At 62.2% G+C, this 17,919-nt stretch carries 18 protein-coding genes; 13 read left to right on the forward strand and 5 right to left on the reverse strand.

The genetic code is table 11. The features are described 5' to 3' along the window. Positions 1-62 precede the first annotated feature (62 nt). From G6N78_RS09135 to G6N78_RS09175, 9 genes are all read left to right on the forward strand, one after another. Positions 63-1,250 (forward strand): Gfo/Idh/MocA family protein, encoded by a 1,188-nt coding sequence (locus tag G6N78_RS09135; RefSeq protein ID WP_165217643.1) that lies wholly within the window; start codon positions 63-65, stop codon positions 1,248-1,250. Between the two features lie 96 nt (positions 1,251-1,346). Further along, positions 1,347-1,766 carry a hypothetical protein gene (locus tag G6N78_RS09140; RefSeq protein ID WP_165217644.1) on the forward strand — a complete coding sequence of 140 codons (420 nt, stop codon included), beginning with the start codon at positions 1,347-1,349 and terminating at the stop codon, positions 1,764-1,766. A 19-nt stretch (positions 1,767-1,785) separates the two neighbouring features. Next, entirely contained in the window at positions 1,786-3,159 is a 1,374-nt protein-coding gene (locus G6N78_RS09145) for a GH1 family beta-glucosidase (protein WP_165217646.1), read from the forward strand. A 95-nt stretch (positions 3,160-3,254) separates the two neighbouring features. Continuing rightward, a complete protein-coding gene (locus G6N78_RS09150; RefSeq protein ID WP_165217647.1) occupies positions 3,255-4,004 on the forward strand; it encodes an EAL domain-containing protein in 750 nt (249 codons plus the stop codon). A 157-nt stretch (positions 4,005-4,161) separates the two neighbouring features. After that, a complete protein-coding gene (locus G6N78_RS09155; protein WP_165217649.1) occupies positions 4,162-4,794 on the forward strand; it encodes an NAD(P)H-dependent oxidoreductase in 633 nt (210 codons plus the stop codon). 350 nt (positions 4,795-5,144) lie between these two features. Then, a complete protein-coding gene (locus G6N78_RS09160) occupies positions 5,145-6,185 on the forward strand; it encodes a methionine ABC transporter ATP-binding protein (protein ID WP_165221546.1) in 1,041 nt (346 codons plus the stop codon). Then, entirely contained in the window at positions 6,175-6,843 is a 669-nt protein-coding gene (locus G6N78_RS09165) for a methionine ABC transporter permease (protein WP_165217651.1), read from the forward strand. The genes G6N78_RS09160 and G6N78_RS09165 overlap by 11 nt, the downstream gene beginning before the upstream one ends. A gap of 52 nt (positions 6,844-6,895) precedes the next feature. Continuing rightward, positions 6,896-7,675, forward strand: a complete 780-nt coding sequence (locus tag G6N78_RS09170; protein WP_165217652.1) for a MetQ/NlpA family ABC transporter substrate-binding protein — start codon at positions 6,896-6,898, stop codon at positions 7,673-7,675. A 148-nt stretch (positions 7,676-7,823) separates the two neighbouring features. After that, positions 7,824-10,025 carry a putative bifunctional diguanylate cyclase/phosphodiesterase gene (locus G6N78_RS09175; protein ID WP_165217654.1) on the forward strand — a complete coding sequence of 734 codons (2,202 nt, stop codon included), beginning with the start codon at positions 7,824-7,826 and terminating at the stop codon, positions 10,023-10,025. Positions 10,026-10,041: 16 nt separating this feature from the next. Here G6N78_RS09175 and trhO read toward each other — a convergent pair whose 3' ends face one another. From trhO to G6N78_RS09200, 5 genes are all read right to left on the reverse strand, one after another. Then, positions 10,042-10,989 (reverse strand): oxygen-dependent tRNA uridine(34) hydroxylase TrhO, encoded by a 948-nt coding sequence (gene trhO / locus G6N78_RS09180; RefSeq protein WP_165217655.1) that lies wholly within the window; start codon positions 10,987-10,989, stop codon positions 10,042-10,044. Between the two features lie 159 nt (positions 10,990-11,148). Further along, positions 11,149-12,888 carry a methyl-accepting chemotaxis protein gene (locus tag G6N78_RS09185; RefSeq protein WP_165217657.1) on the reverse strand — a complete coding sequence of 580 codons (1,740 nt, stop codon included), beginning with the start codon at positions 12,886-12,888 and terminating at the stop codon, positions 11,149-11,151. A 51-nt stretch (positions 12,889-12,939) separates the two neighbouring features. Next, positions 12,940-13,803: a hypothetical protein gene (locus G6N78_RS09190; protein WP_165217659.1), complete on the reverse strand. Its 864-nt coding sequence runs from the start codon at positions 13,801-13,803 to the stop codon at positions 12,940-12,942. Between the two features lie 136 nt (positions 13,804-13,939). Beyond that, on the reverse strand, positions 13,940-14,845 hold the full coding sequence (locus G6N78_RS09195; RefSeq protein ID WP_165217660.1) for a CHAD domain-containing protein: 906 nt from the start codon (positions 14,843-14,845) through the stop codon (positions 13,940-13,942). Further along, entirely contained in the window at positions 14,820-15,317 is a 498-nt protein-coding gene (locus G6N78_RS09200) for a CYTH domain-containing protein (RefSeq protein ID WP_165217662.1), read from the reverse strand. Before G6N78_RS09200 ends, G6N78_RS09195 begins: the two co-directional genes overlap by 26 nt. Before the next feature lie 174 nt (positions 15,318-15,491). On the opposite strand from G6N78_RS09200, the gene G6N78_RS09205 reads away from it, so the two are divergent. From G6N78_RS09205 to G6N78_RS09220, 4 genes are all read left to right on the forward strand, one after another. After that, positions 15,492-16,130: a 2-dehydro-3-deoxy-phosphogluconate aldolase gene (locus G6N78_RS09205; protein ID WP_165217664.1), complete on the forward strand. Its 639-nt coding sequence runs from the start codon at positions 15,492-15,494 to the stop codon at positions 16,128-16,130. Between the two features lie 63 nt (positions 16,131-16,193). Further along, positions 16,194-16,892: a tellurite resistance TerB family protein gene (locus G6N78_RS09210; protein WP_165217665.1), complete on the forward strand. Its 699-nt coding sequence runs from the start codon at positions 16,194-16,196 to the stop codon at positions 16,890-16,892. Between the two features lie 127 nt (positions 16,893-17,019). Continuing rightward, positions 17,020-17,715, forward strand: coding sequence for a GNAT family N-acetyltransferase (locus G6N78_RS09215; RefSeq protein ID WP_165217667.1), 696 nt, complete (start codon positions 17,020-17,022; stop codon positions 17,713-17,715). After that, positions 17,712-17,918: an intracellular growth attenuator family protein gene (locus G6N78_RS09220; RefSeq protein WP_165217669.1), complete on the forward strand. Its 207-nt coding sequence runs from the start codon at positions 17,712-17,714 to the stop codon at positions 17,916-17,918. The genes G6N78_RS09215 and G6N78_RS09220 overlap by 4 nt, the downstream gene beginning before the upstream one ends. Position 17,919 lies beyond the last annotated feature (1 nt).

Consider the following 17,919-nt stretch of genomic DNA (forward strand, 5'->3'; position numbering starts at 1 on the left):
TGGCGGTAGCCGGATGAGGGGCAACGGCATTCACCAAACCTTGTCGAGGAGGAGATTTTTTCATGACCATTGAAGCGAGCAAATCCGAACAGAAATCCGCGCGAATCCGGCTGGGCATGGTCGGCGGTGGGCAGGGGGCTTTCATCGGCGCCGTGCACCGCATGGCCGCAAGGCTCGACGATCATTATGACCTCGTGGCGGGTGCCCTGTCGTCCACGCCGGAAAAATCCATGGCATCCGGCCGCGATCTCGGCCTCGATCCGGCGCGCTGCTACGGTTCCTTCGAGGAAATGGCCGAGAAGGAGGCGCTGAGGCAGGATGGCATCGAGGCCGTCTCGATCGTGACGCCCAACCACGTGCATTTTGCCGCGGCCAAGGCATTTCTCGAGCGCGGCATCCATGTGATCTGCGACAAGCCGCTGACCTCCAACCTCGAAGACGCCAAAAAGCTGAAGGCGGTGGCGGACAAGGCGAAGGCGCTGTTCATCCTCACCCACAATTACACCGGCTACCCCATGGTGCGCCATGCGCGCGAACTGGTGCAGACGGGCGAGCTGGGCGAGATCCGGCTGGTGCAGATGGAATATCCGCAGGACTGGCTGAGCGAACCGGTGGAGCAGACGGGCGCCAAGCAGGCGGTCTGGCGCACCGACCCGGCCCAATCCGGCGCCGGCGGTTCGACGGGCGACATCGGCACGCATGCCTATAATCTCGGTTGCTTCATCTCGGGTCTCGAACTCGACGAACTCGCGGCCGATGTCGATAGCTTCGTGCCGGGTCGGCGCCTCGATGACAATGCGCATGTGATGATGCGCTTCAAGGCGCAGGATGGCGGTCGTCCGGCCAAGGGCCTGCTCTGGTGCAGCCAGGTCGCCGTCGGCCACGAGAACGGCCTGAAGGTCCGCGTCTATGGTACAAAGGCGGGCCTTGAGTGGACGCAGGCCGACCCCAACTACCTGTGGTTCACGCGGCTTGGCGAACCGAAGCAGCTGATCACCCGCGGCGGCGCCGGTGCAGGGGCTGCCGCGGCGCGCGTGACCCGCATCCCGAGTGGCCACCCGGAGGGCTATCTGGAGGCTTTTGCGACGATCTATTCGGAGGCGGCAGCCGCGATCAACGCGGCGCGGGCCGGTACGCCCGTCGATCCCTCCGTCGTCTATCCGACAGTGGATGACGGGGTGAAGGGGGTCACCTTCGTGACCGCCTGCATCGAAAGCGGCAAGCAGAACGGCGCCTGGGTGAAGGTCTGACGCCCAACAGTGCGGAATAGAGGCAGTTTGAGCAAATGGCGTAACATCCTTTCCAAGGTGCTGTGCGAAAGGATGGCAGTCTCACGGAGGTTCTGAATGCCGTTTTACGTCAAGCTGCTGTTCTCCTGCCTGCTGTTTGGCATCGCTCTGGTGAACGCGGGCCATGCGCAGGATGTGGGGGCCGATTATCTCGGCCCCTGGAAGCAGGTGGCTTCCAATGCGGGCCGCTGCGACCGATGTGAAATCCGCTTCGATAGCGCATCGGGCCAGATGATCGTGACCGCCAATAATGGTTGGACGGCCCGTGTCGGAATGGTAAGAAACGGACGAATGACGGAGCTGCAGGGCCAGGGGGCCTGGAGCTCTACCCTCCGGGGCAATCTTCGCGGCCACCGTTTCGACGTGACCTTCAGACTGGTGGGCGATGAGCTCTATCTGTCGATGCGAATGATAGACCCGACGGCGAAACCACGCTTTGTCAAAGGCGTTTTCCAACGGCACTGGCTTGGCTCCTGATGCATGACAGAAGAGAACGATGACCGATCCTAAAATTCTCGCAGACCGCTTTCCCGGTGACTTCCTGTTTGGGGTCGCAACCGCCGCCTACCAGATCGAAGGTGCGGTGAAGGCGGACGGCCGAAAGGCCTCCATCTGGGACTCCTTCTCGCATATGCCGGGCCGGGTCTTCGAGGGCCATACGGGCGATGTGGCCTGTGATCACTACAATCGGCTTGAGGCGGATCTGGACCTGATCAAGGACATGGGCGTCGATGGCTATCGTTTCTCCATTGCCTGGCCGCGCATCATTCCGGACGGCGTCGGCCGCATCAATGAGCCCGGGCTCGATTTCTACGATCGCCTGCTCGATGGCTGCAGGGCGCGCGGCATCAAGACCTACGCGACGCTCTACCACTGGGACCTGCCCCTGGCCTTGATGGGAGACGGCGGCTGGGCCGCGCGCTCCACGGCCTATGCCTTCCAGCGTTATGCCAAGGTGGTGATGGCGCGTCTCGGCGACCGGCTGGATGCGGTGGCCACCTTCAACGAACCCTGGTGCTCGGTCTGGCTCAGCCACCTCTACGGCATCCATGCGCCCGGCGAGCGCAACATGCAGGCGGCGTTGCATGCGCTCCATCACACCAACCTGGCCCATGGTCTGGCGGTGGAAGCCGTTCGCCATGTCACGCCGACGGTGCCGGTCGGGCTGGTGCTGAATGCCCATTCGGTGGTGGCCGGGTCGAGCAGCGAAGCGGACAAGAAGGCAGCCGAGCGTGCCGTCGATTTCCATAACGGTGCCTTCTTCGATCCGGTCTTCAAGGGGCATTATCCGGAAAGCCTGATGTCGGCGCTCGGAGACCGGATGCCGCTGATCGAAGACGGCGACCTTGCCATCATCAGCCAGAAGCTCGACTGGTGGGGCCTCAATTATTACACGCCGATGCGCGTCGCCGACGATGCCACCGCAGGAGCCGAGTTCCCGGCCACGAAGGCGGCGCCCTTCGTCAATCCGGAAAAGACCGATATCGGCTGGGAGATCTTCCCCTCCGCCATGGCTGATCTCGTCGCAGACCTCTACAAGCGTTACGACCTGCCGGAATTCTACATCACCGAAAACGGTGCCGCCTACAATATGGAGGTGGTCAACGGCGAGGTGGATGACCAGCCGCGCCTCGACTATTACGCGGAGCATCTTTCGGTCTGCGCCGACCTGATCCGCGACGGTTTTCCGCTGAAAGGCTATTTTGCCTGGAGCCTGATGGACAATTTCGAATGGGCGGAAGGTTACCGCATGCGCTTCGGCCTCGTGCATGTCGATTACGAGACGCAGGAGCGGACATTCAAGAAAAGCGGCAAATGGTATCGGGAACTCGCAAGCCAGTTTCCAAAGGGTAACCATAAGCTGCGTTAATCTTCCCGTTCTATCCTTTGTGTACGGTAGCGGGGATGGGCGCCGTGGCGTTGCGCCTTAGTTCACTCCGCAACTTGCAACATGGAGAGACTGCAATGGCGGTGGGATGCGCGGGTTGCCGCGACGGTCAGGCGTTCGCGCTGCCGTTTTCGATGGCCTTTCAGCCGATTGTCGATCTCGACAGCGGCAAGACCTTTGCGCATGAGGCTCTGGTGCGCGGCGTGACGGGAGAAGGCGCTTACCACGTCCTCTCTGCCGTGACCGACGAGAACCGCTATGCCTTTGATCAGCAGTGTCGTGTCCGGGCCCTGGAACTGGCCGCTCGGCAGCTGTCGGCCACATCGGATGAGAAGCTCTCGATCAATTTCATGCCGAATGCGGTTTATGAGCCTCGTGCCTGTATTCGGCTGACGCTGGCGACGGCGGAGCGTTTGAACTTCGCGCCGGAGCGGATCATCTTCGAATTCACCGAAAGCGAGCGGGTGGATACCGACCATCTGCTGTCCATCCTGAAGACCTACCGGCAGATCGGCTTCCGGACGGCGATCGATGATTTTGGCGCCGGTCATGCGGGCCTCAACCTGCTCGCTCGCTTCCAGCCTGACATCGTCAAACTCGACATGGACCTGATCCGCGACATCGACCGCGAGCCCGCCAAACAGATTGTCGTGAAACACACGCTCGCCATGCTGCGGGATTTCGACATCATGCCGGTCTGCGAAGGTGTGGAAACGGCGGAGGAACTGAAAGTTCTCCAGGATTTCGGCGTCACCCTGTTCCAGGGCTATCTCTTTGCCAAGCCTGCTTTCGAGGCCTTCGCGCAGCCCGTTCTGCGGTCCGCCTGAGCCAGCGTGCCGCCGGTCGAAATCGGTGGTTACTGAAAAGTGCCTCCTTGTATGGGCTCGTACCATCGCTATCTACGCGCGGTCACACCGGCCGCGCTTTCTTTTTGACCTCCCACTGGAAGCCGGCCATTATCCACCGTCTGAAAGTGAAGAGCTCATGCTTCTCGAAAAACTGAATTGGCGTTACGCCACCAAGAAGATGGACCCGTCGAAGACCGTGTCCGAAGACAAGGTCGAACGCATCATCGAAGCCGCCCGCCTGGCACCGACCTCCAGTGGTCTGCAGCCTTTCGAGGTGATCGTCGTGACGAACAAGGATGTGCTGGCGAAGATCCGCGAGGTTGCCTGGAACCAGGCGCAGATCACCGACGGCTCGCACCTGCTGGTGTTTGCAGCCTGGGACAACTACACGGTCGAGCGCATCAACACGATGTTCGATCTCGTCAATGCCGAGCGCGGTTTCACCAACGAGGGTTGGGAAAACTACCGCCAGATGCTGCTTAACACCTATCCCGGCCGCGATGCCGAAACGAACTTCCAGCACGCCGCGCGCCAGGCCTATATCGGCTTCGGCATGGCCATTGCCCAGGCTGCCTTCGAAGGTGTGGATGCCACGCCGATGGAGGGTTTCGAGCCGGCCAAGGTGGATGAAATCCTCGGCCTGCGCGAACGCGGCCTGCGCTCCGTTACCCTGCTGCCGCTCGGATACCGCCAGACCGAGGGTGACTGGCTGGCCAACCTCAAGAAGGTCCGCCGTGCCCGCGAAGATTTCGTCTCCGTGGTGAAATAAGTGCATCGGCGCTGCCCGACACACCGGGCGGCGCCGCATGTCGCACGATTTTTTCGCATTTTTGCCATATGAAGAATTTCATTTCTATCCATTTGTCTGCTGCGGTGCGATAAGACGGACAGTCATCAGCGGCGAGCACGATTGCCCGCCACGAAAGGGGAACGTCAGGGATGTTGAAACGGCGTACCATGCGTCGAATGTGTCGCTCGATCTGAACCGAGCCACGCCCTGATTGCGCCTCAGAAGGCGCCACCAAAAACGAGTTTTCCATGCTGTCCATTCCCGATACCACGTCACCCGCACGCGCTGGTGCGTCCGGTTTTTCCCCCGCCACTGCCGTCGCCCCGGCCATGGTCTCCTTTGAAGGGGTCACCAAGCGTTTCCCGGATCGCGGTGGTCAGGGGGAATTCACCGCGCTTGCCGGCGTCGATTACACGGTGCCGAAGGGTGCCATCACCGGCATCATCGGTCGCTCCGGTGCCGGCAAGTCAACGCTCATCCGGCTCGTCAACGGCCTGGAACTGCCGACATCCGGCACCGTGCTGGTGGACGGCGTCGATGTGACGGCGCTGTCGGAGCGGGGCCTCCGCGATCTGCGCCGTCAAGTCGGCATGATCTTCCAGCACTTCAATCTGTTGTCGTCCCGCACAGTGTTCGACAATGTGGCGCTGCCGCTCGAAATCGCGGGCCTGACGGCCAAGGCCATCCGGGAACGGGTCGAGCCGCTTCTGGATCTGGTCGGCCTTTCGGACAAGGCCAAACGGTATCCGGCCGAACTCTCCGGCGGCCAGAAACAGCGCGTCGGCATTGCCCGCGCGCTTGCCACCGAACCGAAGCTGCTCCTGTCCGACGAAGCGACGTCTGCACTCGATCCGGAAACAACACAGTCGATCCTCGATCTCATCAAGCGCATCAACCGAGAGCTTGACCTGACCGTGCTTCTGATCACCCACGAGATGGAGGTGGTGAAGTCGATTGCCTCCGAGGTGGCGGTGATCGACAAGGGGCTGATCGTGGAAGCAGGCCGCACCTTCGACGTCTTTACCCGGCCGAAACACGAAACGACGCGGGCGCTGCTTTCCGGTCTCGCCGGAACCAAGCTGCCCGAAGCCATTGCCCGGCGTCTGATGGAAGAGCCGGCCTCCGCCGCGCGCGTCTACACGCGGATCACCTTCTTTGGCGCGACCGCCGAGCAGCCGCTGATCTCCCGGCTGATGAGCGAGCTTGGCGCCGAGGTCAACATCATCACCGGGACGATCGATGAGATTGCCGGCGAACCCTACGGCTCGCTGGTGATCTCCTATCCCGCCGACGCGGCGATCGTTGCCCGCGCCGATGCCTTTTATGCCGAAACCGGCCTTTTGACGGAGGTGCTCGGTTATGGCGCCTGATATGCTCCTCGCCCTTCTCTGGAAGGCGCTCGTCCAGACTGTGCAGATGGTGGCGATTGCCGGCGCGATCGGTACGCTGATCGGCTTGCCGATCGGCGTCTTCCTCGCCACCAGCGGCAAGGGCGAACTGTTCGCCGCCCCCCTCGTCAATCGGGTCGTCGGCCTCATCGTCAATGCGGCGCGCTCAACGCCCTTCATCATTCTCGTCGTGGCGATCATTCCCTTCACGCGGCTCATCGCCGGCACCTCGATCGGCACCAATGCGGCGATCGTGCCGCTGACGATCGCGACCATTCCCTTCGTCGCGCGGCTGATCGAGGCGGCGATCCGCGAGGTGGATCGTGGCCTGATCGAAGCGGCCCGTGCGATGGGCGCCAGCCGCTGGCAGATCGTCACCAAGGTTTTGATTGCCGAGGCGAAACCCGGCATCACGCTGGCACTGACGCTGACCCTCGTCAGCCTGATCGGCTATTCCGCCATGGTGGGCGCCGTCGGTGGCGGCGGGCTCGGTGATCTCGGTATCCGCTACGGCTACCAGCGCTTCATGCCGGAGGTGATGCTTGCCGTCGTCATCGTGCTGATCCTGCTGGTGCAGGCCGTCCAGAGCGCCGGCGATGGGCTCGCCCGCCGTTTCGACAAACGCAGCCGGAAGACCTGAGTCCCGCTGATCTTTTAAACAAGCAGACCCATACCATCCAAGGAGAGACCCCATGAAGACGCTCATCCTCGCGGCCTCGTTTGCCGCCCTTCTGTCCGCCGGCGCGGCCTTCGCCGAAACCATCAAGATCGGCGTCACCCCCGGTCCACATGCGCAGATCATGGAAGAGGTGAAGAAGGTCGCGGCCGAGAAGGGCCTTGATCTCGATGTCCTGGAATTTTCCGATTACGTCGTGCCGAACCAGGCGCTTGCCGATGGCGACCTGCAGGCCAATTCCTTCCAGCACCAGCCTTATCTGGACAACCAGGTGAAGGATCGCGGTTTCGACCTCGTCAGCGTCGTACAGACGGTCAACTTCCCGATGGGCATCTATTCCAAGAAGGTGAAGAGCCTGGATGAGCTGAAGGACGGTGCCTCCATCGCGATCCCGAACGATCCGACGAATGGTGGCCGGGCCCTGCTGATCCTCGCCGACAAGGGCCTGATCAAGCTGCGCGACGGTGCAGGTCTCAAGGTTTCGCCGGCCGATGTCGTCGAAAACCCGAAGAACTTCACCTTTGCCGAACTCGATGCCGCCCAGCTGCCGCGTGCGCTGGATGATGTGGATGCCTCCGTCATCAACACGAACTACGCACTGGAAGCCGGTCTCGACCCGGCCAAGGACCCGATCGCCCGCGAAGGCGAGAAGGCCCCGTACATCAACGTGATCGCGGTGCGTTCGGCAGACAAGGATGCCGCCTGGGTCAAGACGCTGGTCGAATCCTATCACAGTGCGAAGGTGAAGGATTTCGTCGCCAAGCAGTTCAAGGGCGCCGTCATCGCCGCCTGGTAAGCTCTCAATCACCGATCTGAAGGAAAGCCCTTTCTCGCGGAAGGGCTTTTCCTCTTTCGTGCCAAGGCCAATTGTCCTGAAATGTGCCGGCGTTAATCGGATCTGAACATTTTTTCATCATGGTCGGACCGGTAGTCAGGGCTATTGGATGCGGTTTGTCCCCTCTCATTTGCAGCGGTCCGCCGCGACCTTGGACGGTCGCTCGGCTGTCCGATCCATGCTGCTGATCTTTGCCGCCGTGATGATCTGCGTGTCCGCCATGGTCTTCACCGCGCTGGACCGCGTCGGTCATTACGCAAACCAGCTGGATGAGAACCGCTCACGCGAGGCCGTGTCCGGCGCGTTGCAGACGTTTCGCGAACAGCTGGCTGCGACCCTCCATGACTACGCCGCCTGGGACGATGCTGCCGAGAACGCCTATGTGCAGAAGGATACCTCCTGGCTGGACCGCAACTTCGGCGAGATGAGCTTCGACAACCTGCTCTTCGACGTGTCTCTGATCCTCGATCACACCGGCCGACCTATCTCCGCCTATTCCGATGGCGAGCGGATCCAGCCCGCTTTGGTCGATTTCGTGACGCCGGATGTTTGGACCCTCTTCGATCGGGTCCGCAACATGAAGGCGGATGATCGGCTGGAGGACACCGGCTTTGTCTCCACGACAAAGGGTATTGCGGCCGTGGCGATCGGCGTCATCCGCGCAAAGTCCGGCGTGCGCTCGGTTGCGCGGGAAGAGACGCGTTACGCGATCTTCTTTCGCCATCTGAGCCCGGCTACGGTCGAGCGGCTGTCGAAGGCGTATGTGCTGCCGGGCCTCACCCTGATGCCGCCCGCCGACCAGATTTCGCATATGGTGCCGATCATTAGCCCGACGGAGAGTGTGATCGGCGGGCTCTCCTGGGTGCCGCGTTCTCCCGGGGATACCAGCCTTGCCCAGGTGAGACCGCTCGTGTGGTGTGCGGTGGCTATGATCGCGATCTACATGCTGCTTCTGTTCGTCAGCGGCAATCAGGCGCTGGCGCGGCTGAGTGCCGACGAGGCGACAGCCTTCCGTCTGGCGATGACGGACCGTCTCAGCGGGCTTGCCAATCGCTCCGGCCTGTTTGCGGGTCTCAGTGACCTGGTGGTGAAGGCCCAGAGCGAAGGGAAGGACGTGGCGCTTCTCTATCTCGATCTCGACGGCTTCAAGGAAGTCAACGATGCCTATGGCCATGCAACCGGTGATGTGCTGATCCGCAGCGTTTCGGCGGGGCTGCGTGTGCTGGCGGGCGAGGAGAGGGTGCTTGCGCGGCTCGGGGGCGATGAGTTCGCCATCGCCTTTGTCGGCTTCGACGTCCACAAGACGGCGGCCGAACTCTCCGAGCGCGTGCTGGATTTTCTGGGCGAGCCGCTGACGATGGGCGAACGCGTTGCCGTCATTGGCTGCAGCATCGGGCTTTCGGTGTCGCGCCGCGGACTGGTGCCGAGCGAGGAGCTGATCCGGCGCGCCGACATGGCCATGTACCGCTCCAAGGATGATGGCCGCGGCCGCTGGACATTGTACGATCCCTCGATGGATGAGGAGCGTGAGGAACGCAATCTCCTGGAGCTTGATCTGCGGGCGGCGATCGATGCCGAGGAGATCACCGTCGTCTACCAGCCGATTGCCGATTCCCGCAGCTTCCAGATCTACGGTGTCGAGGCGCTGGCACGGTGGACCCGCAAGGGTCACGGTCCCGTTTCACCGGATATCTTCATTCCGATTGCGGAAAGTACCGGGCTGATCGATCTTCTGGGCCTGTGCGTGCTCAAGACGGCGTGCACGACGCTCAAGGACTGGCCCGGTCTTGCGCTGTCGGTCAACGTCTCTCCGGGCCAGTTCCGCGATCCGGCCTTCGTCAGCCGCGTCGGCAAGGTGCTGGAGGAGACGAAGATCGATCCGTCCCGGCTCACCCTCGAGCTCACGGAAACCTATTTCATCCAGAACCCCCAGCGTGCCCGCAAGACGCTCGATCTGCTGCGACAAACGGGGGTCAAGATCGCGCTGGACGATTTCGGCTCGGGCTTCTCAAGCGTCGGGTACCTGCGGCAGTTCGGGTTCGACAGGATCAAGCTCGACAAGTCGCTGGTGGACAGTGTTGGCGAAAACGCCCGTGCGGTCGAGATGCTGCGTGCCACCGTGGCGCTGGCCCGTTCGCTCGACATGCCGGTGACGGCGGAGGGCGTCGAGAGCGAGGCGCAAGCGATTGCCCTGCGCCAGGCTGGGTGCGACCTTCTTCAGGGATTCCTGTTCGGAAAGCCGATGGGCGCCGAAGACATCGCTCATTTGCGACGCACCGGACCGCTGCTGCAACTGTCGAACATCGCCTGAACCGGTTGGCGGGGTCTCAACTGCCGAGATGTTTTTGTCCGCGCTTGCGGGCGAGTTCGATCTGGCGTTGACGCTGGCGGTAACGCTCGCGATCGTCTTCCGTGCGCGTCTCGAAGCAGTGCGGGCAGGACACCCCTTCCTCGAACTTCGGCGAAGCCCGATCCTCTTCGGTCAGCGGTTCGCGGCAGGCATGGCAGAGCTTGTGTTCGCCTTCCTGCAGGCCGTGGGTCACCGACACGCGCTCATCGAAGACGAAGCAGGCCCCTTCCCAGAGGCTTTCCTCTTCCGGCACCTCTTCCAGATATTTCAGGATGCCGCCCTTGAGGTGATAGACCTCGTCGAAACCCTGCTCCTTCATGAAGGCGGTCGCCTTCTCGCAGCGGATGCCGCCGGTGCAGTACATGGCGATCTTCGGCTTGTTGTGCAGGCCGGTATTGTTTTTCACCCAGTCGGGAAACTCGCGGAAGGTCTTCGTCTTCGGGTCAACCGCGCCCTTGAAGATGCCGATGGCCGTTTCGTAATCGTTGCGGGTGTCGATCACGATGGTTTCCGGATCGGTGATCAGCGCGTTCCAGTCCTTCGGATCGACATAGGTGCCGACGATGCGGTTGGGATCGATGTCCTCGACCCCCATCGTGACGATTTCCTTCTTCAGGCGCACCTTCATGCGCAGGAAGGGCATCTTGGAGGCGCGGCTTTCCTTGTGCTCCAAAGCGCCAAATTCCGGCTGTGCCCGAAGATAGGCCAGCACCTTGGCAATGCCCTCGTCGGGGCCGGCGATCGTGCCGTTGATGCCTTCGCGGGCGAGAAGCAGGGTCCCCTTCACGCCGTTCTCCTCGCAAAGCGCCTGCAGCGGCTCGCGCACGGATTGATAGCGATCGAAACGCGCAAAGTGATAGAGCGCGGCAACGAGGAAGGAGCCGGTTTTGGTGCCGGATGCGGAAGCGGTCAGAGTGTCGGTCATGGGCGGGGCAATACTGCCAAACGGCCTGCAACGCAACGGATTTCCGCGCCTCCCGTCACCTTTGACTTTCGTCAAGAGAGACGGCTCGGAGCGACGAAAAACACCCTTCCGCCGGTCTGGCGAAAGGGTGCTTGCGCCTCAAGGAAGAGGAAAGCTTGATCAGGCGGCGCTGGCAAAGCGCGGCGAACGCGTCTGGCCGTCCAGCGTGAACTGCACCATCAGCTCCCGCAGGCGGGCGGCTTCGGCGGCAAGTGCGGAGGAGGATGCGCTGGTTTCCTCCACCATGGCTGCGTTCTTCTGCGTGCTCTGGTCCATGTGGTTGACCGCCGTGTTGATCTCGCCAAGTCCGGTCGATTGCTCGCGGGCCGAGGTGGCAATCGCGCCGACATGCTCGTTGATCGCGATGATCAACTTGCCGATGGTGCTGAGTGCTGCGCCCGTATCGGAGACCAGTTTCACGCCGGCTTCCACCTCGTTGGTCGAGTTCTGGATGAGTGCCTTGATTTCCTTCGCCGCATTCGCCGAGCGCTGGGCCAGTTCGCGGACTTCCTGAGCGACGACGGCAAAACCCTTGCCGGCGTCACCGGCGCGGGCGGCTTCGACACCCGCGTTCAGCGCGAGCAGGTTGGTCTGGAAGGCGATGTCGTCGATGACGCCGATGATCGAGGAGATCTGCGCCGCGGAGTTTTCGATGCGGCTCATGGCTTCGACCGCTTGCGAGACAACGGTGCCGGAGCGCGAGGCGCTGTCATTGGCCTCGGTTGCGACACGGCGAGCCTCTTCCGTCCGCTGCAGCGAGGAGGAGACGTTGGCGGTGATCTCGTCGAGAGCGGCTGCGGTTTCCTCCAGCGAGGCTGCCTGCTGCTCGGTGCGGCGGGACAGGTCGTTGGTATTGCCGGCGATGTTCTGCGTGCCGGCGTCGATGTTCATCGCGGCCGTGACGACCACCGACAGCGTCTGGCGCAACTGGCGCACAGCGTTGTTGAAGTTGGTGCGCAGCTCTTCGTATTCCGGAGCAAAACGATCGTTGAGCTCAATCGTCATGTCGCCGAGCGACAGCGCACGCAGGCCATCGGCAAGCGCATTGTCGGCCTGGGTCATGGCGGACAGGCGCGCGTGGTCTGCCTTTTCCTTCGTCCGGCGCTCGATTTCCAGTTCCTCACGGGACGAATTGGCGTCCTGCTGCAGCTTGGCGGTCTGGGCGACGCTATCCTTGAAATACTGGACCGCGCGGGACATCTCGCCGATTTCGTCAATCCGCTCCTGGTTCGGAACGGGTGTGTCGAGTGCGCCGGACGAGAGCTTGTTCATCACGCCAGACAAGGACGTCAGCGGCTGGGTGATCGAGCGCAGGAGCACGGTGAGTGCGAGCGCCGAGGCCAGCAAAGTGAGGCCGGCGATCGCCGCAAGACCGGTCAGCGAGTTCCAGGTGTTGGCCATGATGGAGCCGGTATCGAAGGCGAGCACCATCGTGCCGATGGTCATCTCCTTGTTCTCTTCCGTATGCTTCAGAGGCACGACGGAGAAGCGCAACTGGGCATTGTCGTCTTCGGGCTGCGCCTTGCCGGCCGCGTTCACGCTGGCGGTGACGGCGGTCGCATCGCCGGAAGAGAAAAAGGCCTTGCCGGTGTTGTCGAGTACGACAGCGCCCTTGAAATCCGGATCCGTCGCAACCGGTTCAAACGTTGCCTGCGCCAGGCCCTTGTCGAACTGCCACATGGCGGTCGCAGCACCTGAGGTCGTCATGGAGGCGGTGAGCCTCACCTTGTTGTCGAACATCTCCTTGGCGGACCCGGCCTGCGACCAGCCTGAATAGACCGACAGCGCGGCGGAGCCGATCAGGATCAGGGCCAGCGATGGCAGCATGACCTGCATGCGGATGGATTTGCTTTTGAACATGGGGATCTTCCCGGATCTTGAATACGGCTGCGTGTTGAAAAGGAGTGGGGGTTATTTCTGCGGATCGAACCAGTATTTCGCATCCATCGCGAGGATATCGTCCGGCAGGTTCGGATTGGGGATCTTGATGATGGTGCGGGTCTTCAGGTCGCCCTTGTCGAAGGCGAGCTTGATGTCGGGGTTGGACAGAAACACCTCCTCGAAGGAACCGTCTCTCCATGCGATCTCGAGGCCCCGCAGAAGATCGTCGCGCAGTTCCGGCTTCGACTTGGAGACGTAAAAGATCGACGCCGAGGGGTGTTGCAGCACAAGCGTCTTTTCCACCGCAAGGCCCGGCACGTCGGTCACCTGCTTGGCTTGTTCATTGAGCGCTTCGTTGACGCCGCGGGCAAAATAATCGCCGCGCTGGCCAAGCGTCATCCGGTAGAGGTTCTTCTGCGGACCGGTGCGGACGGTGAGGCCTGACTTGCGCAGCACATCGACGTCCGCCCATCCGGTGCCCTGCAAGGCAATGAAGTTTTTGAGGTCGGAGAGCGTCTTGACCTTGCTGAGCTCGTTCTGACGGGCGCCGTCGATCAGAAACAGGCGATAGCCGCCCAGTCCGCGGTCGATCGGAAAGGGAACCGACAGGAGCTTACCCGAGACGGCCTTGGCGGCGTTCACCCAGGCAATGTCGATCTCGGCGCCATTGGCAATGGCATCCACCATGCCGGCATTCGAGCTGTAGCCCGTCGGCGACGGCTTCAGCACATAGGGTTTGCCGGATTTTTCGATCGCCAGCTGAAGCACCTGGAAACCAAGGGTCTTTTCCTTGTTGCCGGCGGAATTGTAATAAAGGTCGTATTTCTGATCGGCGGAGGCGGGGCCGGAAAGGCAGAAGGCCGCAACGGCCATGACGCAAAGGCTGAAACGCATCAACACAGGCAATATCCTCGTCAAACACGCAGGAGCTTGGCCGTCGCCGGTTAACAGTACTTGAATCAGATTTGCGAAAAGTAGCACTTTATGGGCGGTGCAACAGGAAGTGGCCTGTGAGGGCGCCGGGCAGGCGTCAGGATGCCTCCGACCAGAGCATTTCGATGATCTTGCCTTCGGTGACCGGATCGTCTCGGAAGACGAACTGCGCGCGCTCCAGGGCCTCCTCCCGCAAGGCCTGCTGGCGCGTGATGATTGCGGCAATCAGGAGCGCCAGCGTGTCGCTGGTGCCGAAACCCTCCGGATCCTCGTTCACCGTCTGCGTCAGAACGCTGAGATCGTGTTCGTGGCCAAGCAGATCGACCAAGAGTTTCGCCTCGTTCCGTTTGGCCGTCATGGCGGAGGGCCACAGGTCGCGCATGAGGGACAGGTGCATCCAGTAAACCTGACCGCGCTTGCGCAATGCGTGAAACGCCTCCGCCTCATGGTTGCTGCGGCAGTGCATCAGCGCAAGCTGGGCCTTCCGCTGCTGTTTCGTCCAGACCTTGCCGAGCCGGCGGGCGGTATGATTGCGGCTGTCTTGGATGTCGAGCCGTTCGAGGGCGGCAATCGCCTCGCCGCAGCTCTCGATCGCACGGGCAATCTTCTGCGGCAGATCCACTTCGCTATCGGCGATGCGGTCGCGCCGCTCCATCAGCGTGCGGGAAGCCTGCGAAAGCGCGGTGAATTCCTCGGCGGAGGCGGCCAGCGTGGCGAGGTAATCGACGGTTTCCACCAGGGCCGTCGCATCCCGCACGGCCGATAGCGAACGGGCGATGTCGCGGATGCGGGCGTTTTCGCACGCCCGAAACTCTTTCGCATCCGGTGAGACCACCCGATAGAGCGCCCGCAGCCGCTTGAAACGCTTGCGGGCGGCATGGATTGCAGCATGCGGGCCATCGGGCTGATCGGAGAGGGCAGCCACCGCTTTTTCGAGCTGCGAGCGACCGACCGAGATGAATTCGTGGGTGAAGCGTTTAGACGGTCGGATGCGAAAGGCCATGCAGCAGCTCCCTCGGCAGGCCTTCCATCGCCATCACCATGTTGGAATAACGACGGTCGCCGGTGACCTCCCGTCCGATCCAGACCGGGATCGGCGGGGTCTCGTCTTCGCTCCCGAGTTCCAGTTCGGCGACCACCAGCCCCTCATAGGCACCGCGGAAGACATCGATCTCCCAGACCAGCCCATCGCGGGGCACATTGTAGCGCACCTTTTCGATGGCGGTTCCGACACCGGCCCTGATCAGCTCCTCGGCATCGCCAACCGGGATCTCGTATTCGTATTCGTCACGCGCCAGAAGGTTCCGGCCGATCTTGACCGTCAACCTGGCCGTCTTGTGATCCAGCAGGCGGACCCGCACACTGCGGTCCTCGCCAACCGCCACGTAAGCCTGGATCAGGTCGGCCGAGGATGTCGCTTCTGTCCGCCACGCATCCGAGCGGACGAGGAATTTCCGTTCGATCTCCTTGGCCATGGCCTCTCCTTACGTCAGCTTTCATGACAGCGACATATACGCATGAGTGCGTTCTTCGTTGCAAGCGGCAGCGTCAGGGCCTTCGTCAAACGCCCCTCGACAGACGGAGTGCGGCACGCTATCTCAGGCGCAGTTTTTCAATCGTTTCAATTCACCACGTGCGGGAGATCGATCATGAACGCGAAGACCCAGAACCTGCTCTCCATCCTGAAGCTGCAGCCGGTCGTGCCGGTTCTGATCGTCGAGGATGCCGCCTCCGCCGTGCCGCTGGCGCGCGCGCTCGTGGCGGGCGGGCTGAAGGCGATCGAGATCACCCTGCGCACGCCGGCAGCACTCGATGCCGTCAAGGCGGTTGCCGCCGAGGTGGAAGGCGCTCATGTCGGTGCCGGCACGATCCTCAACGCCCGGGACTATGAGGCTGCCGTGAAGGCCGGCTCCACCTTCATCGTCAGCCCGGGCGTCGCGCCCGGCGTTCTCTCGGCAGCCAAGGATTCGTCGGTTCCGCTTTTGCCGGGTGCGGCGACCGCAAGCGAAGTCATGACGCTGCGCGAGGCCGGCTACGAGGTGCTGAAATTCTTCCCCGCCGAGCAGGCCGGTGGCGCCGCTTATTTGAAGGCGCTGTCGTCGCCGCTCGCCGGAACCGTGTTCTGCCCGACCGGCGGCATTTCGCTCAAGAACGCGCATGACTATCTGTCGCTGCCGAACGTCGTCTGCGTTGGCGGTTCGTGGGTTGCGCCGAAGGATCTGGTGGCGGCCGGCGATTGGGCGGGCATCACGAAACTGGCATCGGAAGCCGCAGCGCTGAAAGCCTGATTGCCTTTGTAAAACGGCAGAACCTTCCTATCTGTCTCCCTGAGATCAACAGGGAGACAGTTCATGTTCGACGCCAAGAAGCTTCTTGACCAGTTCCTCGGATCGCAGATCCCCGGCCTGTCCGGATCGGTCAAGGACCGCGCCGGGCAGATGAGCGGATATGCTCGCAACAACCCGATGAAGACGAGCGCGCTCGCTGCAGCGATCCTCGGCACCAAGACCGGTCGCAAGCTCGCCGGCAATGTCGCAACGCTGGGGGGCGTTGCTGCGATCGCCGGCCTCGGTTATCTTGCCTACAAGAATTACCAGTCCGGTTCCAAGCCGCAGGGTGTGCCGCAGGATACGGCGGCGCTGGAGCCGCCGACGGATTCGCCGTTCCATCCGCAATCCGCCGCGCTTACCAATGATTTTGCCCTGACGCTGCTGCGCGCAATGATCGCCGCTGCCAAGGCCGATGGTCATATCGATGCCTTCGAGCGGCAGAACATCATGCAGAAGGTGCATGAGGTGGACCTGGGCGCCGAGGCGGAAGCCTTTCTCGCCCGGGAGCTGGCCGATCCGATCGATCTCGACGCGCTGGTGGCCGCGGGCCGCACCGAGGAGCAGCGGGTGGAAATCTACACCGCCTCCCGCCTCGCCATCGATCCCGATACACGGGCCGAGCGGGGGTATCTCGATCTGCTCGCCGGCCGGCTGAAGCTGCCAGATGCGCTGGTCGATCATATCGAGGCGACCGTGTCCTCGGCCAAGGTCTCCCTCTGAGCCCTTTGTGCTTCTCATATCGAGCGCTGACGACATCGATCCTTGCATTATCAATCCTGCGACAAGGCGGCGGTTGCCTTTGCCGGCCGCCTCTCGTAATCCTCGGGATAGAACGAGGGGGAACTCGATGCGTGATTTAGCGACTTTCAAGGGCTGCCCGCCGCCGGCACCCGTGCGGCTGGAAGGCCAGTATGTGATCCTGGAGCCCTATGAGCGCGCCGTGCATATCCAGACGCTCTGGGAGGCACTTGGCGGCGAGGAGGGCATCAACGATCTCATCCACTTCTTTCCGAACCCCATCTACAAGGCGAAGGAAGAATTTGCCGACTGGCTGGAGGGGATGAACCGGGATGGCCGCCTCATCACGCTCGTCTTCCGAGACAAGGAGGACGGCGAGGTCGTCGGCATGGCAAGCTACATGCGACCGGACCCTGCCAACGGTGTCATTGAGGTGGGTTCCGTCGCGCATGGGCCGGCGATGAAGCGCTCGCCGCTTTCCACCGAAGTGCATTACCTGATGGCGCGCCACGTCTTCAAGGATCTCGGCTACCGTCGTTACGAGTGGAAGTGCCACAACGAGAACGAGCCGAGCAAGGCGAGTGCCGCGCGCTACGGCTTCACCTTCGAAGGCGTGTTCCGCCAGCATATGGTCTCCAAGGGCGCGAACCGGGATACCGCCTGGTTCTCGATGATCGACGGCGAGTGGCCGCTGTTGTCGAAGGCCTTTGAAGCCTGGCTTGCGCCGGAGAACTTTGACGATCACGGCCACCAGAAGCGCCGGCTGGAAGAGATCCGTGCCGAACTCAGGGAAGGTTGCGCATGACCAACGGCTCAAGCCGCTCGGCCGCCATCGCTGCGGCCGTCATCATGGGCGGCTTCATGCTGCTGTTCTTCGTGATGCCCAGCATCATGATCTGGCTCGGCAATATCTCGCCCTGGATTGCCGGTCTGTTCGGGCTGGCCGCGGTCTTGTCCTTCTTCCTGGTCTTCTGGCTGAGAGCCCGCCACCAGCGGCGCAAGGGCTGAG

The sequence above is a fragment of the Allorhizobium pseudoryzae genome, assembly GCF_011046245.1.
Taxonomy (GTDB): Bacteria; Pseudomonadota; Alphaproteobacteria; order Rhizobiales; family Rhizobiaceae; genus Neorhizobium; species Neorhizobium pseudoryzae.

What these genes read in the sequence shown, in the direction of transcription:
- G6N78_RS09135 (WP_165217643.1), top strand. Translation starts at nt 63, where the DNA reads ATGACCATTGAAGCGAGCAAATCCGAACAGAAATCCGCGCGAATCCGG.
- G6N78_RS09140 (WP_165217644.1), top strand. Translation starts at nt 1,347, where the DNA reads ATGCCGTTTTACGTCAAGCTGCTGTTCTCCTGCCTGCTGTTTGGCATC.
- G6N78_RS09145 (WP_165217646.1), top strand. Translation starts at nt 1,786, where the DNA reads ATGACCGATCCTAAAATTCTCGCAGACCGCTTTCCCGGTGACTTCCTG.
- G6N78_RS09150 (WP_165217647.1), top strand. Translation starts at nt 3,255, where the DNA reads ATGGCGGTGGGATGCGCGGGTTGCCGCGACGGTCAGGCGTTCGCGCTG.
- G6N78_RS09155 (WP_165217649.1), top strand. Translation starts at nt 4,162, where the DNA reads ATGCTTCTCGAAAAACTGAATTGGCGTTACGCCACCAAGAAGATGGAC.
- G6N78_RS09160 (WP_165221546.1), top strand. Translation starts at nt 5,145, where the DNA reads ATGGTCTCCTTTGAAGGGGTCACCAAGCGTTTCCCGGATCGCGGTGGT.
- G6N78_RS09165 (WP_165217651.1), top strand. Translation starts at nt 6,175, where the DNA reads ATGGCGCCTGATATGCTCCTCGCCCTTCTCTGGAAGGCGCTCGTCCAG.
- G6N78_RS09170 (WP_165217652.1), top strand. Translation starts at nt 6,896, where the DNA reads ATGAAGACGCTCATCCTCGCGGCCTCGTTTGCCGCCCTTCTGTCCGCC.
- G6N78_RS09175 (WP_165217654.1), top strand. Translation starts at nt 7,824, where the DNA reads ATGCGGTTTGTCCCCTCTCATTTGCAGCGGTCCGCCGCGACCTTGGAC.
- trhO (WP_165217655.1), bottom strand. Translation starts at nt 10,989, where the DNA reads ATGACCGACACTCTGACCGCTTCCGCATCCGGCACCAAAACCGGCTCC.
- G6N78_RS09185 (WP_165217657.1), bottom strand. Translation starts at nt 12,888, where the DNA reads ATGTTCAAAAGCAAATCCATCCGCATGCAGGTCATGCTGCCATCGCTG.
- G6N78_RS09190 (WP_165217659.1), bottom strand. Translation starts at nt 13,803, where the DNA reads ATGCGTTTCAGCCTTTGCGTCATGGCCGTTGCGGCCTTCTGCCTTTCC.
- G6N78_RS09195 (WP_165217660.1), bottom strand. Translation starts at nt 14,845, where the DNA reads ATGGCCTTTCGCATCCGACCGTCTAAACGCTTCACCCACGAATTCATC.
- G6N78_RS09200 (WP_165217662.1), bottom strand. Translation starts at nt 15,317, where the DNA reads ATGGCCAAGGAGATCGAACGGAAATTCCTCGTCCGCTCGGATGCGTGG.
- G6N78_RS09205 (WP_165217664.1), top strand. Translation starts at nt 15,492, where the DNA reads ATGAACGCGAAGACCCAGAACCTGCTCTCCATCCTGAAGCTGCAGCCG.
- G6N78_RS09210 (WP_165217665.1), top strand. Translation starts at nt 16,194, where the DNA reads ATGTTCGACGCCAAGAAGCTTCTTGACCAGTTCCTCGGATCGCAGATC.
- G6N78_RS09215 (WP_165217667.1), top strand. Translation starts at nt 17,020, where the DNA reads ATGCGTGATTTAGCGACTTTCAAGGGCTGCCCGCCGCCGGCACCCGTG.
- G6N78_RS09220 (WP_165217669.1), top strand. Translation starts at nt 17,712, where the DNA reads ATGACCAACGGCTCAAGCCGCTCGGCCGCCATCGCTGCGGCCGTCATC.